We start from the raw sequence: 16,681 nt of genomic DNA, 5'->3' as shown, positions 1-16,681 counted from the left end.
GAGATATCAAGAGGTTGTGATATCTCTCTAATCATTTTAATGTTTACTGTCCTTTGTATTCATCATAGTATTTTTGAATAATATCTATATTGGATTGTAAGCCCATTTGTTCTACCTGCTGTTTGTATCCTTCCCACTGTTCTTCAATACCACCAGTTGTAATCCATTCACCGAATTTTGAAATCGCTATATTCATAAAATCAGTATTAACAAGCGTCATTGCATTATGATCTTCCTGAGAATACTTTAACAACATTCCCGGAAAAACATCATTCTCTCTATCTAGGTTTTCAAAGGCCTTATTAAAAGGTTCTTGTTGTTCGTCAACTGCTTGCATGTCTACAGGCAATTCAACCTCTAATTCATCTGATATAAACATTGGACCATTGTCCGCCCATGTTGACGTCCATTTCCACGTACCTGGATCCATTTCTTCGTCTTGTGGCGGAAGTATCTTATACGATTGATCACCTGTTTTTTCTATGTTTGGACCAATGGAACCAAACAAAATTTGCAAACTTACCTCTGGATCATACAATTCATTTATAAACTTCATCGCAGCTTCCTTATTCCCAGTCTGTGAGGACATTTGAATAAAATTGACACCGTAATTTAATTCATTGTAATCATAAGACCAGGATACATCACTATCACTATCAGCAGACACCTTCATTGGATCGAAGGTTACATACTGATCGGATACATTCAAACCGAATCGATCCGTACTTTCCCAACCGAATGTAAAGCCAATTTTCGCTGTATCTCCTTCACCTCGTGCTAGAGCTTGATATTGAGAGTAATCTTGCGTAAATGCTTCCTCATTGATTAAGCCATTTGCATATAACTTGTGTAAAAATGACACAAACTCTTTATACCGCTCGTCTACAAAGAAGTTTTTCACCTGTCCATCCTCCAATATATAACCTTGTCCACCTCCACCAGTAATCGTCATGCCAGTACTTCCTAATAACACTGTTGGATGGAAATAACCAAATCCACCTTCTCCTATTGGGGCAAAGTCCATTGGAATCTCATCATTCGGGTCTCCGTTGCCATTAGCATCTTCTTCCTTAAATGCCATTAGTACATCAAACAATTCATCCCAATTTTTTGGCACGTCTAATCCTAAGTTGTCTAACCATTGCTTATTTATAAATTGCATCGTTGCTGTTTCTGGCCAGAATTGTTGATATTTCGATAGTCCATAAATTTCACCATTTGTTTGGGTTGATAAGTCTTTCGTTATCGGCTGTTCGTCAAACATCGCTTGAATATTAGGACCATGTTCCTCTATTAGAGGTTGTAAATTTTCAAATAACCCCGGAAATTGAGCAAAGTCAGCATCTGTAATAGCATTTGGACCAATGATAATATCTGGGATTTCCCCACTTGCTAACATCGCACCCTTCTTCTGATCCCAATCTGCAGAAACTTCCTCCCATTTTATCTGAACCCCTGCTTTTTCCTCCACCTCTGCTAACCATTCCATGTTCTCAAGTTCCTTTGTTAATGGATGTTTTGTGATAAGTCCAGTCAGCACTACTCTTCCATCTTCTGTTTCAGTTGGTTCGTTACTTGCCTCGTTATCGTTGCTACAAGCTACCAATATTAAAAAGAAACAACTTACAATGAAAAATCTTATACTTTTAACCATAATTTTCTCCTCCATTCAAAGTAATTTATAAAGCGTACTCAACTGTTCTTACCTAAAATAAATACTTCCGACTATTTTCAATAACTTTTGATAACGCTTACATAATTAAGTGTTAAATAAATACTTTTGAAGTAAAACATGATTACAGTATGTCATGTTATATTTTACAAGTGAATTCACTATTATTATTTTACATATCTTATTTTTGGTACTTAAAGTTTTTTATTGAACTCTAATCAATGATTAAAAGTCACATCCAAGTATACAATTACACCACAAAGACACCAATTTAAGTAGACAGCCTTTGTGGGTAATGTAATTAAATCTGTAGGTAACGTTATTATGTGCATTACTACTAACAAACCATTATTTCATCGCAGGTCTTTCCTTAGCTTTATCTGCTTCCCCTGCATTTTTATTTGCTTCTTCTCTGTCTTTAGCCATTTCATCTACTGTTTTTGTTTTTAGACGTGCTGCTCCGCGATAATTTTTTGTTGGTATCAAATCATCTGATGCCAACCGCTTTTTCGCTTCCGCAATGGCTGTTTTATATTGCGGTAACCATTCTTCTAACTCGACTAACAATTCATCTGTCATTTGCCAGATTTCCTTCGGATTACAAACGGCACCAACTAGAGAATCCATCATCATCGCTTGACGTAGCAGCTGATCATCTCCATGTACCGCAGCTTCTACAGCTAATCGTTGAACAGAGATACTAACATTACATACAGCTGCACAACCGAGTGGTAGTTCGCCAACTAAAGGCATATTAATTCCTGTTCGATCTACATATCCAGGTGCTTCTATAATCGCATCATCTGGTAGATTTGAGATGACTCCATTATTAACCACGTTAAAATGACCTCGATAAACGCGTCCGGTTTCTAAGCCTTCGACAATATACGATCCATGCTCCTCACTTCTATTCTCCTGTTTATATTCAAATGGAGGATCATTCAACCAGTTAGGAAAGTCTGTTTTAAACCAGTTACGTCCTTCTGTACAAACTCGAAGATATCCACCTGTCTCGCCATTTATCCATGAACCTAAATCAATCCATTCCATAATCTCTTCTGGACGTTTCCTATACCAAGGTACATATTCACTAAGGTGTCCATTAGATTCTGTACTGTAATAACCAAATCTTCGTAGCATATCAATGCGTACTTTTTCTGTTTTACTATATTCAGGATGGTTTTCAAACGCAGAGAGTAGCTGACCTGTCATGTCTTCACCTTTGTAGTCCACTTTGATGTACCATGTTTGATGATTAATCCCCGCACAAATTATATCGATTTCTGCTTTATCTTTACCAAGAACATCCGCGATTTGCTGATGCCCACCCTGTACCCCATGACATAATCCGATTGTTCTTACCCCACCGTACTTATTACAAGCCCACGTAAGCATTGCCATCGGGTTTGCATAATTCAACAATAGGCAATCAGGCTCTGCAACGTCACGAATATCTTTACAAATTTCTAACATTGCTGCGATGCCTCGCTGACCATACATGATACCACCTGCGCTTAATGTATCCCCGACACACTGGTCAACCCCATATTTAAGAGGAATTTCTATATCTTTCTCAAATGCGTCTAATCCTCCGATTCGTACAACATTAAAAATGTATCGCGCTCCTTTTAATGCTTCTCTACGATCGACAGTAGAAGTAATGTTAATGGATAATCCATTACTCTCAATATCCCTCTGGCATAGCTCTGTCACCATTTCTAGATTTTCTTGATTAATATCAGTAAATGATACTTCTATTTGGTTGAATTCAGGGACTGACAATAAATCACGCAACAACCCTCTCGTAAAACCGATACTACCTGCTCCTATAAATGTAACTTTAAATGACATCATCATCCTCCTTTGTATGCATTTATATTAGCACCGCATAATAGGAAGCGCTTTAAAAAAACTCATCAAATGGATGAGTTTTTGTTAACTATTCTAACTTATCTCTTTTCAATAAGGTTCAATTATTCGGGAAGTATTATGATGCTTTTTCCTATAACCTGTAGGGGTAAGGCCTGTTTGTTGTTTAAACACCTTACTAAAATATTGGCTACTATTCATACCGATAAAACCAGCAATCTCTGTAATCGGTATATCTGTTTGAGATAGGAGTAATCTTGCTTTCTCTATTCGTATATCATTTAAATAACTCATAATCGTACAATTCATAGAATCTTTAAAAATACGATGTAAATAATTAGCATGAAGATGCATTTCTTCAGATATTTGTTCCATCTTTATATCATAATCGTAGTTTTCATGTAGGTATTTAATTATTTGTTTAACATAGATATCTTTCTCATCTATTGATTTATTTTTTTCTTCTATTATATTTCTAGCTATTAAAAGTAATAATTGCGTAATTAGGAGCTGTACCATTAAGAAATTGTTATTATTCGCACTTCTTCGCATGTCCAGCTCAAATACTAAGTTTTTTAAGGTATGTAATACACCATTTGTATCTTTCAAGTAATAATAAGGCTTGCCTTCTTCTGTAAATTCCTTCAATTCGAAACTCTCATTCATTAATTGATGCAGAGTTGGGAACTCTCTCTTCGCATCTTCTAATGCAAATTCGATATTCAACATTCTACATGGTTTACCTTTTTCGACAATAAGGCGATGGGGTACTCTACTTTCAATTAATACAAATTGATTTTTTTTCATAAGTAATGGAACGGAATCTATTTCAACTAGACATTCACCTGAGATCACATACATGATTTCGATTGCTCTATGTGTGTGAAAATCCATTTCAAAACCATTCCATTCTTTGAAGTAATACGCTGTAACTTTTGGATGACAATCTTTAATCTCGTTAATTTGAGCCAATTTAGCTGATAGCTGAATGACATTCCCCTCCATTCCTTCATTCATTTCTTCTCATATAATAAAACGAATAATTACAATTTACAAAGAAAACTTTGCATGTTCCTTGTTTCCTCTACCTATCGAAACCACAAAAAAATCCTAGCGAATGCTTGATACAAAAGCACTCACTAAGATTTATTTAGTCTGTATCTTTTTCTTCTAGGATTACCATTTCCACACGTCTATTTTTACTCCAGTTGGAGGCAGAGTCATTCGGTGCTGTCGGTCTAGTATCTCCAAATCCTGCCGCTATAAATCGTGATTCTACAAAATCTCCTTCATCCAGAAGATAGCGAATTACACTACTAGCCCTAGCCGCAGATAATTCCCAGTTAGAAGGGAACCGATAGTTAGAAATTGGTCTATTGTCTGTATGACCTTCTACTCTAACTTCATTAGGAATGCTTGTAAGTAGTTCTCCTACTTTATCAAGAAATGGTTCTGCAGTGTCAATTATTTCCGCTTCACCTGTTTCAAATAACACTCTTTCTTGTAAAACTAGCACGACACCTTCTATTGTTCTATTAGCTGAGATTACGTGTTCTAAATTATTTTCTTGTAAATAAGCACGAATTTCACGAAGCAGTTCATCTAATGAGTCGTTTTGCTCGATCTGATCTCTTGCATCCTCTTCATTATCTTCCATTACTATTTCATCATCTTTCGGGAAAGTTTCATCCTGGTTCGTTTCACTATATTCCTTAGGTGCTTCTTTTGCCGTATTTTCATGAATAATAGCTGGTAAAGCATCAAATATTCGCTGACTTCTAAAGCTTTCAGAAATAGCACGGAATTTCTCCGCATCAATCTGCGACATAGAAAATAGTAGAACAAAGAATACAAGGATAAGAGTAACCATATCTGAATAGGTTACCATCCAAGCTGGTGCACCCTTTTTCACTTTTTTGGCTCTACTGATTCTACTATTACGCTTCATTCAAAGTCTCCTCCGCTATTCCTTCTTCCGCTTCTTCCTTTTCAGACTTTTTATTAAGCTCTGTATTAGATAAAAAGGCCGTTAATTTTTCTTTTAGAATACGAGGGTTTTGTCCAGATTGAACGCCAAGTACCCCTTCGATAATTACTTGTTTGTGGAATATTTCTTCATCCGTTCTTGATTCTAACTTCCCTGCCATTGGTAAAAAGACTAAGTTTGCAAGTAACGAACCATAAAATGTTGTTAATAAAGCTACTGCCATACTAGGACCTAAAGTAGTAGGGTCATCAAGGTTTTGAAGCATTAAGATGAGACCTACTAAAGTACCGAGCATCCCCCACGCAGGAGCGTATTCTCCCGCTTTTTCGATGATTAGTCTTCCACGGGTGTGTCTCTCTTCCATCGCATCAATTTCTGCATTCATAATGTCATTTATAATTTCTGGTTCAATTCCATCTATTGCTAAAAGAATTCCCTTCTTTATGTAAGGATCTTCTACTTCTTCTAATTCATTTTCTAAAGCTAGTAATCCTTCTCTTCTTGATCGTTCAGAAAGTCTCTCAAATAATGCAATTAGTTCCGTAACGTCACTTTCGTCTTTTTTAAATGCTTCTGCTAATACATTTTTAGCATTCTTAAGTTGCTTTTTATTAAAATTAACAAGTAAAGCTGTAACGAGTCCCCCTACAACAATTAAAATTGAACTTACACTTAAAAATGCACTAAATCCAGTAACTCCTCCAGCTGAAATAATTGCTAGCATTATGACAATGAAACCAACTGTTAATCCAATTGGAGTTAAAATATCTCTTTTACTCATCTTTATTTTCTCTCCCCGAAAGTTACTTCTTAAAATGATTAAGATTAAGGACTTATGGTTGATAATTTACATTTCTCATTAAAGAGCTCTAATTATGTCGATATTCTAATATCCAACCATAAGTAATTATACATATATCCAAAATAAAAACTAGGACACTTTATCATCCTAGTTTTTATATCGGTATTAATTTCATTTTGTTGAGTTTCTTCTCATAATTTGATGTGGCAAAATTACATTTTGATCATCTACTGTTTCCTTGTTCATAAATTTTGTAAGTAGACGCATCGCAACCGCACCGATGTCATACATAGGTTGAACAACTGTTGTAAGCGTAGGACGAACCATTGTCGCAAGTCTCGTATTATCAAAACCAACAACTTCCACATCGTTTGGCACATCAACTCCATGATCTTGTAATCCATGAATGATTCCTAACGCTAATTCATCACTTGCTGCAAAAATGGCTTTTGGATAATTACCCATTTCTACAATTTTCTTAGCAGCTTCTTCACCGGACTTATAGTTTAACTTGGTGTGAATAATATAGTCCTCATTTAACTCCTGGTTAGCATCTACAACTGCTTGTTTAAAGCCGTCCAATTTTTTGCTGTTAACAGGTGAATCTCCTTCTTCAGAAACATAAATAGGATGGTTTGTCCCATTTTCGATTAAAAGTGTAGTAGCTTCATAAGCTGCTTTTTCATAATCAATATTTACAGATGGAATGGCATCTGTTGGATCGATTGTTGCAGCTAATGCAACTGGTACAGATGACGTTTTAAATTGCTGAACATGCTCCTCTGTGATCCCAGCACCCATGTAGATTAGACCGTCAACTTGTTTTTCAAACATGTTATTAATCAGGCGTAATTCTTTTTCTTTATTCTGATCAGAGTTACTCAAAATAATATTGTATTTGTACATTGTTGCAATATCATCTATTCCACGAGCAAGCTCAGAAAAGAAAATACTTGAAATGTCTGGAATGATTACACCGACTGTTGTTGTACGTTTACTCGCCAATCCACGTGCTACGGCATTTGGTCGATAGCCGAGTCGTTCAATTGTATTTAATACCTTTTTTCTAGTTGCTGGTTTTACGTTAGGATTTCCGTTCACTACACGTGATACTGTTGCCATCGATACATTCGCTTCTCTTGCAACATCATAAATTGTTACTGTCATTTTCCTTACCTCCAAAATACTTTTTCCCTTGTATGTTATCTGTTGGATGACAAAATATGGTTTTCATAAAGAAAACTGCTTGTGCTAACCCGAAGGCGCAGGGGGATAGTTCTTTCTCTAGGAATAACATCAGACTACCCTTTATGCTTCATATCTAATAAACGCTTTTATTCTGTCAGATATAGTCCTTTTAGTCTTGATTGTAATTCTATTCAGATGAAAACATTTCCTATCGCCTATTACACCTATTATAGCAGGTTTGTTGAGACAATTTACAACAATAAACTACATTCATGAAAAAAGTTCACATTATTTTCATAATTGCCGTATATATAATTATTACCAATTTTAACAAAATTAAAACCTCTCACCATTATTAGGCAAGAGGTTTGTTGCTTTTATTTACTTAATTCTTTCATGAAGTTATGGAATGTCGGTATATCCATCTGTTGTTGTGCATCTGAAAGTGCTACAGCTGGATCTGGGTGAACCTCAGCCATTACACCATCAGCTCCAATTGCAATTGCTGCTTTAGCTGCTGGCAATAGTAAATCTCTTCTACCTGTTGAATGTGTTACGTCAACCATAACTGGTAAATGTGTTTCTTGTTTTAGGATTGGTACTGCAGTAATATCAAGCGTATTTCTCGTTGCTTTCTCATACGTACGGATACCGCGCTCACAAAGTATGATTTGTCCATTACCTTTAGAGTTAATGTATTCCGCTGCATTGATAAAATCTGAGATAGTTGCTGACATACCACGTTTTAGTAATACTGGTTTATTTGTTTCACCAGCTGCTTTCAGAAGTTCAAAGTTTTGCATATTACGTGCACCAATTTGAATAACATCAATGTATTCAACTGCTTTTTCAATATGTGCAGGGTTCACGATTTCACTTACTACAGCTAAATCATAGTCGTCTGCGATTTGTTTTAGAATTTCTAAACCTTCGAAACCTAAACCTTGGAAATCGTAAGGGGAAGTTCTTGGTTTAAACGCTCCACCCCTGATTAATTTCAAGCCTTCTTTTTTAATAGCTTTTGCTACTTCTGCTACTTGCTCGTAACTTTCCACTGCACATGGACCGAAGATAAAGTGATTTTTACCATCTCCAAATGTGTCACCATTAATATTAATAACAGTATCTTCTGGCTTTTTCTTACGAGAAACTAATAATGCTTTGCTATGGTCATCTTCTTGAAGTTCTAATCCAGCTTTAAAAATTTCTTTAAAAAGATGAATGACAGTAGAATCTTCAAAGGGACCGTCATTGTGCTTCAATATGTTATTTAACATGTCCCGTTCACGGACAGGATCATACTGACGATTAGCACCTTGCTTCTCTTTTACTTGGCCTGTTTGCTGAACTAATTCTCCACGTTTATTAATTAATTCGAGAATTTCTACGTTTATCTCATCAAGTTGTTCGCGCAACTGATCTAATTGCTCATTACTCATTCCCAAATCCCCCTACTCCTGTTTTGAAAAAACATGATATACTTTCTATATAAAATTAATTAGGATTATTATAGCTAATATTTTGACAATTGTCACCCATTAGTCGAACTTTTTTGAATTTTATAAAATATTAGTAATATACAGAGGGGTAAATAGTATGTCAGATAAAGTATTTGCACTAGACATCGGGACTCGATCCGTTGTAGGACTATTGATGGAAAAAATCGGTTCAGACTATCAAGTTTTGGACTTCTGTGTGAAAGAACATACGGAGCGCTCCATGCTAGATGGGCAGATTCATAATATCGTTGCTGTAAGTGATATCATACAGAGTGTAAAGTTAACCCTGGAGCAAAATAATAATTGTTCTCTTGATAAAGTGTGTGTTGCAGCAGCTGGGCGTGCTCTTAAGACAAAAAGAATTTGTGCTACCAAAGATATAAGCTTACAGCCAGTATTAACGGAAGAGGATATTTCTTTTCTCGAATTAGAAGCTGTACAAAAAGTTCAAAAAGAATTGGCACTAGAAGAGCTCAACAAAAAGACTGTAGATTATTACTGTGTTGGCTATTCCGTTCTATATTACCGACTCGATGGCGAAGAAATTGGGTCCTTAATCGAACAACGCGGCGAAACTGCAGAAGTCGAGATTATTGCTACATTTCTACCAAAAGTAGTTGTAGAGTCGCTCATATCTGCACTAGAACGAGCGGGTTTAAGTCTGGAAGCATTAACCTTAGAACCTATTGCAACGATTCATGTACTAATCCCACCTTCCATGCGCCGCTTAAATGTCGCACTAGTCGACATAGGGGCTGGGACGAGTGATATTGCCTTAACATCGGAAGGAACGATTACGGCATACGGAATGGTCTCTAAAGCAGGAGACGAGATAACAGAAGCAATAAGCGATCAATATATTCTAGATTTTAATAAAGCAGAAACAGTAAAAAGGGATATTACAAACCACAAGAAAGCTACTGTGGAAGATATACTTGGATTCGAGCAAGAAATCACGTATGAAGAATTAGTAGAGGGAATTCTGCCAGCCATTGATTCACTAGCATCCTCTATTGCAAATGAGATTCTGGAACTAAATGGTAAGTCGCCACAAGCTGTCATGCTAGTAGGTGGTGGTAGTCAAACTCCAGAGCTTGCAAAAAGAGTAGCAGTGAAACTTAACCTACCAGCTAACCGTGTAGCAATTAGAGGTGTCGACGCTATTCCACAGTTAGCAAACAAAGACATGGTTCCACTTGGGCCAGAGTTTATTACACCGATTGGAATTGGGATGACTGCTCGTCAAAACCCAATTCATTATGTAAGTATTCATGTAAATAACAGACCTGTCCGTTTATTTGAAATGAAAAATCTTACTATTGCAGATGGCTTAATTGCAGCTGGCATCGATATTAAGAAATATTATGGACGCCCAGGAGCTGCCTATTTTATAACCTACAATGGGAAGTCCGTTACGCTACCAGGTTCATTCGGAACTCCACCTGTTCTAATGCTTAATGGAGAAGAAGCTAGTTTAGATCAAATCATTAAAAGTGGCGACACAATAATCGTCGAGCAAGGAAAAGACGGACGAGAACCATCTATTACTTGTGAGGAATTAATCGGAGAATTGAAACAAGCTATCATTTATTTAAATGGTAAAGCTTATCCTATACAACCTTTATTAAAAGTAAATCAATCTACTAAGCAAATGAACTATGTCCTTCAAGATGGAGATAACATTGAATTTCAAGAACAACTAACACTACAAGATTTCTTAAAATTGAACGGTCTGTCTTACGAACTAGAACAGCCATTTACAATATGGATCGATGATGAACAACTTGTTCTTTCTGAATATGGTCGGAGCTTATATAAGAATGGTAGAGTGGCTAAAAGTACGGATATTTTACGAGATATGGATCAGTTAGAAACTACAAGTGAGGAAAAGCCAAAACTCGAAGAGGTATTATTAAAACTACAAATTCCTTTAAAGAAGGAACTATTCATTCGTTACAATAATCAACCTTTAACGCTAACAAAAGAGCTTGTAACGATAACTAGAAATGGTGAAAAATTAAATTTCTCAGATCGTATTCATGATGGAGATAAATTACAAATGCAAAAACGTAAAAACGAACCGTTTATTTTCCAAGATATATTTCGTTTTATCTCATTAGACTTAAACAATATTACTAGTAAAGTCGAATTGAAGAAAAATGGACAACCTGCATCGTTTTTTGATGAACTACAATCGAATGATCATATAGAAATTGTAATGAATTAAATCCACATTCAAAAACCGAGCTATTCTCTCCATAAAACGAATAGCTCGGTTTTTATTAAATTCCTATTCAGGTGCACGGAATCGGTTATGCTGCTGTAAGAACCTCTCCGTAATATCATAATGACTAACGTTAGCCACCGCTCTTCCATTTTCAAAAACAAGGAGTTGCGGAGATTCATGTTTAACGCTTTGTTCTTCTTCAATGTGTTTTGATAATTCTTGTGATTTCTGAACGTATAAACGATAGAGTGGATAATTAGCTTCAGATTGAAATCTTTCATATACTTCGTTTGCATTCGCGCTAATTGGACATGTAAGGCTATGCTTTAATAAAAAGTATTTATTTTGAACTTCCGTCATTTCATTAAATTCTTCTTTTGTATACACATCATTAATTTTCATACCATTCTCCCTTTTTTATAAGTTTATAATACGTAGTCTATAAAACAGAAAGGAGCTATCCATAATTAGACAGCCCCCCTTTTACTTAATTCGTTGTATTGCCTTGTTCTTTTTCTGCTTCTAATGCCGCTTCTTCAATCGCTCTTGCAACTTCTTCTGCTGCCTTTTCCGGATCATTATTATTTGTCACTTTGTTTTGCAAAGTATCTTTCGTTTCTTTAAACTTTTGAGTTAAATCTTGTGATTTCTGAGAAACCGTATCACCTAACTGTTGCGACTGTTGCTTCGCTTTATCCATCCACTCATTCCCTTTAACAGCAGCGACATCTTTCCATTCGGATGCACGATCTTTCACATAACTGGCACCTTGATTAATGTCTCCTCTTAATTCTTTTCCGGATTTAGGAGCGAATATAAGAGCCAATGCCGCGCCAGCCATACCACCAATTAAAGCACCAATTAAAAAGTCTTTACTATTAATATTTTCTTGATTTTGTGTGTTGTTTGTATTACTCATTTCTCATACCTCCATTTTTATTTTTTTTGTTTTTATTAAATAATTCTACAATTACTGTTACCCAATTTGTAACTTGTGCAATCTGTTCTTTGTTGGCCTCTGCAGCACCATGAACCTTGCTCGCTACCGCATCAATGGAACGTGTAAAATTTTTCATACTATCTCCAACAGAATGCACACTTTCCACAACTGAATTTAATCGAGTAGCTTTATGATTAATATCATCCGCTAACTTGTTCGTTTTGTGTAATAGGGCAGTTGTTTCCACGCTGATTCCATCCATCTGCTTCTCTAGCCCTTCTAGTGTGTTTGCGACATTAGCCATCGTGCGTTGAGTTTCTTTAAGTACTTTTACTAAGTAAATAACTAAAACCGCAAAGGCAATTGCTGCGATTAAAGCTGAGATATAACCAATAAGCTCCATTCCACTTCCACTCCTTCAAAATTCTCATCATGTTAGTTTTACTTCTCGATAGTAAAGTTATACCCTATCTCTATCATAATAAACGATGAAGAATCAGACAATTTTCCCTAAGCATTCCTGAGTGAAAATCTCGCTAGTATGATGCTGTTCTAGGTATACGTCTGCCTTTACTCGTTCTTCTGTTCAATAAACCTCCAAATACGAAAAAAAGAAAGTTATTTAACCTTCTTTTTCCCCTTTTATATATCATTCGTGATTTCTCTATAAATTCCTGCTTTATCCGAGATATTTTTCATAGGCTTCTTGATATTTTTGTATGTCGCCTGCTCCCATAAACACGAGTACCGCTTCTTTATATTGATTTAGCACTTCTACATTCTCAGTCGTTAGTAATGTACTATCCGGAATTAGTTCTAACAAATGATCAATGGATAAATTCCCTTCTGCCTCACGTGCAGAACCAAAAATATCACACAGGAAAACCCGATCCGCTTTTTTCAATGCGTCACTAAACTCGTGTAAGAAAGTCTTTGTTCTCGTATACGTATGTGGCTGGAAAATAGCGACGATTTCTCTCTCAGGGTATTTTTGGTTACAAGCGTCTATTGTAGCCTCTACCTCTTTTGGATGATGAGCATAATCATCGATTAGAATTTGGCCACCAATTTCTTTTTCTGAAAATCGGCGCTTTACTCCTTCAAAAGTAGCAATTTCTTTGATTGTATCAGCTGACATACCTTCATAATGGCAAAGTGCAATAACTGCTAAAGCATTCAGAATACTATGGTTGCCAAAACCTCTTATTTGGAATGTTTCATAAAATGTATTTCTTACAAAGACATCGAATGTTGTCATACCATCTTCTTTGCGGATGTTTTTAGCATAAAAATCATTGGATTCACCAAATCCATAATAGACTACTGGTACTTTTGTTTGAATGGACTGCAAGTATTCATCGTCGCCGCAAGCAATAATACCTTTTTTCACGTTATCTGCCATCTCTTGAAACGAATTAAAGACATCCTCGATATTCGTGAAATAATCTGGATGATCGAAATCAATATTGGTCATGATAGCGTAGTCAGGGTGGTATTTTAAAAAGTGTCTTCTATATTCACATGCTTCATACACAAAATACTCACTATCCAACGAACCTTTTCCTGTGCCATCACCAATTAAATAGGAAATAGGACCAGAGCGATCTAGCACATGTGCTAATAAACCAGTTGTGGATGTTTTACCATGTGATCCTGTCACTGCAATACTTATAAACTCCTCACTCATATTGCCTAAGAAATCATGATAACGATAAAAAGGTAAGTTTAACTCCTTTGCTGCCTGAATTTCTGGGTGATCATCCTTAAACGCATTTCCTGCAATTATGATTAAACCTTTTGTGATATTATGACTTGAAAAAGGATATATTGGAATATTTTTAGCTTCCAATGCGTCCTGTGTAAAAATGTGCTGTTCAACATCTGAACCTTGTACTTGTTTACCAGAATCAGCTAAAATTTGTGCTAATGCACTCATACCTGTTCCTTTAATACCTATAAAATGGTAAGTTTCTGACATAAACCGAACCTCCAACATTCGTGTTAAATGGATTAATAAGTCTCGCTGTATCATATTGCCGGGATATATCAAATAATTAACAATCCATTCTTGCATTACCTGTTACAACGATGGGCCAACACCTATTTTTATTTTAGTATATACGTTTTTAATTATTATGTTCATATTCCATCTTAGACTTTTCCGTTAAGCTAAAAGAAAGTATGTATTTCCCACTAGCAAACATCTAAGAGATTAACGAATTCCGATTTAACTTCAGTATCCCCGTAGCTTGCTTTAAGAAAACCTCTACTATTATACAACAAAGTGGTCCAATAAACCAAAGCAAATATGACTTTTTCTAATCTTTAATTTTAAAATATCGTTGATCTGGTATATTTAGACGATTACCTTTGGGAAATTAAAACTTCTCTTGGCTTACTTCCATTCTGACCTGATATAATACCTTCACTTTCCATCGCATCAATCAAACGTGCTGCTCGGTTGTAACCAATTCTAAAACGACGTTGGAGTAACGAGACACTAGCACCATTATGGTCAATCACAAAATCAACAGCCTCTTCGTATAAATCATCAATCTCTTCATCCGTTTCTAATTGTTTCACCCATTGTTCAGGCTCTAATATGTAGTTCGGCTCTGCTATCTTCCTTACATGACTAGTTACTCGTTCTATTTCTTGGTCCGATACAAAAGCACCTTGTATTCTACTCATGTGACGTGAGCCGTTTTCTACAAACAACATATCTCCTTTACCTAGCAATTTTTCCGCTCCATTCGTATCAAGAATTGTACGGGAGTCAACTTGAGAAGATACACTGAAAGCAATACGTGTAGGTACATTTGCTTTAATTAGTCCCGTGATGACATCAACAGATGGTCGTTGAGTCGCTATAAGAAGATGCATACCACACGCTCTCGCTTTTTGAGCAATACGACAGATTGCATCTTCAACATCCTGTGGTGCAGACATCATCAAATCTGCTAACTCATCGATGATGATAACCATATAAGGCATTTTTTTATCCAGTCTACCTTGTTTTATCATTTTTTCATTGAAACGATTAATATCTCTAACCTCTTCTTCTACGAACGCTTCGTATCGACTCTCCATTTCTTGAACTGCCCATTTTAATGCAAAGGTAGCGGCTTTTACATCTGTAATAACTGGTGATACGAGATGTGGTATTCCATTATATGGAGCTAATTCTACCATTTTAGGATCAATCATTAAAAATTTCACATCTTCATGGGAAGCTTTATATAACAAACTAATTAACATCGTATTGATACAAACACTTTTTCCAGAGCCAGTTGCACCAGCAATTAATCCGTGTGGCATTTTCATTAGATCTGTTACTACAGGCTTCCCTTCAATATCCGCGCCTAAAGCAACAGTAAGCGGTGAAACACTACTCTTATAGTCATTCGATTGAATTAACTTATGTAAAAAAACTGGCTCTTGACGTTCATTCGGTATTTCGATTCCAATCGCATGCTTACCTGGGATCGGTGCCTCCATACGTATGTCTTTGGCCGCTAAGTTTAACTTAATATCATCTGTTAAACTTTTGATTTTACTCACTTTCACTCCTGGTGCTGGTTGTATTTCAAAGCGTGTAACTGTTGGACCCTGCTTCGCATCAATTACCTTAGCATTTATACGAAAATGATCGAATGTTTGTTGTAAAATTTCCGTCTGTTCTTGCATCCAACTAGAATGCTGTGGGTCAGTAGATGGCTGATCTTCTAATAGAAATAAAGGGATTGACTCGGCAGTTTTTCTCTGTGGTTGCTGCTCAATCTCCTTATATACTACGCCTGTTTTTTCGGCTTGCTCTGATTCTCTTTTCTCGTTCTGTTTCATTAATTCTTTTCTTCTTAATAAATGTTTATCACGAGGTGTCATTACTACATTTAATGGGTAGTTCTTTGTTTCTCTATTACGGTTATTTTCCGTTACTGTATTACGTTCACTTTCGAAATCCTGGCTCGTCACAGTATCATTCGAATTTATACTTGTTATTTCTTCAGTTTCATCTTGGATTGGCGGTTGTGGACGTACTTCAGCTTTTTCAAGCGACTTAGTTTCCGTAACATTTTCATCTATAAATGGGTGCTCATTGCTAACACGGAACGTTTCTTTTTCTTGTATTGGTTTTATCTTTTCATCTTTTACTATATTCGTTAATGGTATCAATTTCTCTGTTTCTTTTCGTCGATTTCTAAAGCCATGGACTGGTGAAGGTATATCACTTGGTTTAAATGGTTGCCTTTTTTCCACCGAAGAATTCTCAACCGTTTCACTCTTCTTTGTAACTTGTTTAGAATACCTAGTTTGTCGAGTTGGTGAAGTTGGCAATTTTCGTTTTGGATATTGGTAAGCAACTCTTGTTTCCAATGATTTCGAAACATTATTATATTGCTCATGAGGACTCTTCCATACTTCTTCTGTTGTCTCATCATTAAATAGTCGATTCCATTGGCTCCTCAAATCTTTCCATTTCATTTCACTTTTCAC

The 16,681-nt window shown here is 36.0% G+C and carries 13 protein-coding genes; 1 reads left to right on the top strand and 12 read right to left on the bottom strand.

Annotated features, from left to right (window positions below; all coding sequences use genetic code 11):
* Positions 1-43: 43 nt before the first annotated feature.
* From GGQ92_RS12290 to GGQ92_RS12260, 7 genes are all read right to left on the bottom strand, one after another.
* Positions 44-1,654, bottom strand: a complete 1,611-nt coding sequence (locus GGQ92_RS12290; protein ID WP_184249287.1) for an extracellular solute-binding protein — start codon at positions 1,652-1,654, stop codon at positions 44-46.
* A 366-nt stretch (positions 1,655-2,020) separates the two neighbouring features.
* Positions 2,021-3,523: an alpha-glucosidase/alpha-galactosidase gene (gene melA, locus GGQ92_RS12285; protein ID WP_184249284.1), complete on the bottom strand. Its 1,503-nt coding sequence runs from the start codon at positions 3,521-3,523 to the stop codon at positions 2,021-2,023.
* 108 nt (positions 3,524-3,631) lie between these two features.
* Positions 3,632-4,558, bottom strand: a complete 927-nt coding sequence (locus GGQ92_RS12280) for an AraC family transcriptional regulator (protein WP_246384422.1) — start codon at positions 4,556-4,558, stop codon at positions 3,632-3,634.
* A gap of 133 nt (positions 4,559-4,691) precedes the next feature.
* Positions 4,692-5,489, bottom strand: a complete 798-nt coding sequence (gene motS, locus GGQ92_RS12275) for a flagellar motor protein MotS (RefSeq protein ID WP_184249281.1) — start codon at positions 5,487-5,489, stop codon at positions 4,692-4,694.
* On the bottom strand, positions 5,479-6,309 hold the full coding sequence (gene motP / locus GGQ92_RS12270) for a flagellar motor protein MotP (RefSeq protein WP_184249278.1): 831 nt from the start codon (positions 6,307-6,309) through the stop codon (positions 5,479-5,481). The genes motS and motP overlap by 11 nt, the downstream gene beginning before the upstream one ends.
* A 192-nt stretch (positions 6,310-6,501) precedes the next feature.
* On the bottom strand, positions 6,502-7,497 hold the full coding sequence (ccpA, locus tag GGQ92_RS12265) for a catabolite control protein A (RefSeq protein ID WP_184249275.1): 996 nt from the start codon (positions 7,495-7,497) through the stop codon (positions 6,502-6,504).
* A 398-nt stretch (positions 7,498-7,895) separates the two neighbouring features.
* Positions 7,896-8,957, bottom strand: coding sequence for a bifunctional 3-deoxy-7-phosphoheptulonate synthase/chorismate mutase (locus tag GGQ92_RS12260; protein WP_184249272.1), 1,062 nt, complete (start codon positions 8,955-8,957; stop codon positions 7,896-7,898).
* Between the two features lie 157 nt (positions 8,958-9,114).
* Here GGQ92_RS12260 and pilM point away from each other — a divergent pair, with 157 nt between their 5' ends.
* Positions 9,115-11,244, top strand: a complete 2,130-nt coding sequence (gene pilM / locus GGQ92_RS12255) for a pilus assembly protein PilM (protein WP_184249269.1) — start codon at positions 9,115-9,117, stop codon at positions 11,242-11,244.
* A gap of 63 nt (positions 11,245-11,307) precedes the next feature.
* On the opposite strand, the gene ytxJ is transcribed toward pilM, so the two are convergent.
* The 5 genes from ytxJ to GGQ92_RS12230 form a co-directional block, all read right to left on the bottom strand.
* The gene (ytxJ, locus tag GGQ92_RS12250) at positions 11,308-11,646 is read right to left on the bottom strand and encodes a bacillithiol system redox-active protein YtxJ (RefSeq protein ID WP_221437308.1); all 339 of its coding nucleotides are present in this window, start codon (positions 11,644-11,646) and stop codon (positions 11,308-11,310) included.
* Between the two features lie 85 nt (positions 11,647-11,731).
* The gene (locus tag GGQ92_RS12245) at positions 11,732-12,163 is read right to left on the bottom strand and encodes a YtxH domain-containing protein (protein WP_184249266.1); all 432 of its coding nucleotides are present in this window, start codon (positions 12,161-12,163) and stop codon (positions 11,732-11,734) included.
* Positions 12,156-12,587: a DUF948 domain-containing protein gene (locus tag GGQ92_RS12240; RefSeq protein WP_184249263.1), complete on the bottom strand. Its 432-nt coding sequence runs from the start codon at positions 12,585-12,587 to the stop codon at positions 12,156-12,158. Before GGQ92_RS12240 ends, GGQ92_RS12245 begins: the two co-directional genes overlap by 8 nt.
* A 276-nt stretch (positions 12,588-12,863) precedes the next feature.
* Positions 12,864-14,162 carry a UDP-N-acetylmuramate--L-alanine ligase gene (gene murC, locus GGQ92_RS12235; protein WP_184249260.1) on the bottom strand — a complete coding sequence of 433 codons (1,299 nt, stop codon included), beginning with the start codon at positions 14,160-14,162 and terminating at the stop codon, positions 12,864-12,866.
* 386 nt (positions 14,163-14,548) lie between these two features.
* Positions 14,549-16,669, bottom strand: coding sequence for a DNA translocase FtsK (locus GGQ92_RS12230; RefSeq protein ID WP_184249257.1), 2,121 nt, complete (start codon positions 16,667-16,669; stop codon positions 14,549-14,551).
* Between the last annotated feature and the right edge of the window lie 12 nt (positions 16,670-16,681).

The organism is Gracilibacillus halotolerans (assembly GCF_014206945.1).
Lineage (GTDB): Bacteria > Bacillota > Bacilli > Bacillales > Amphibacillaceae > Gracilibacillus > Gracilibacillus halotolerans.
Note: the sequence above shows the minus strand (reverse complement) of the source record. Positions and strands in the feature narration are given on the sequence as shown.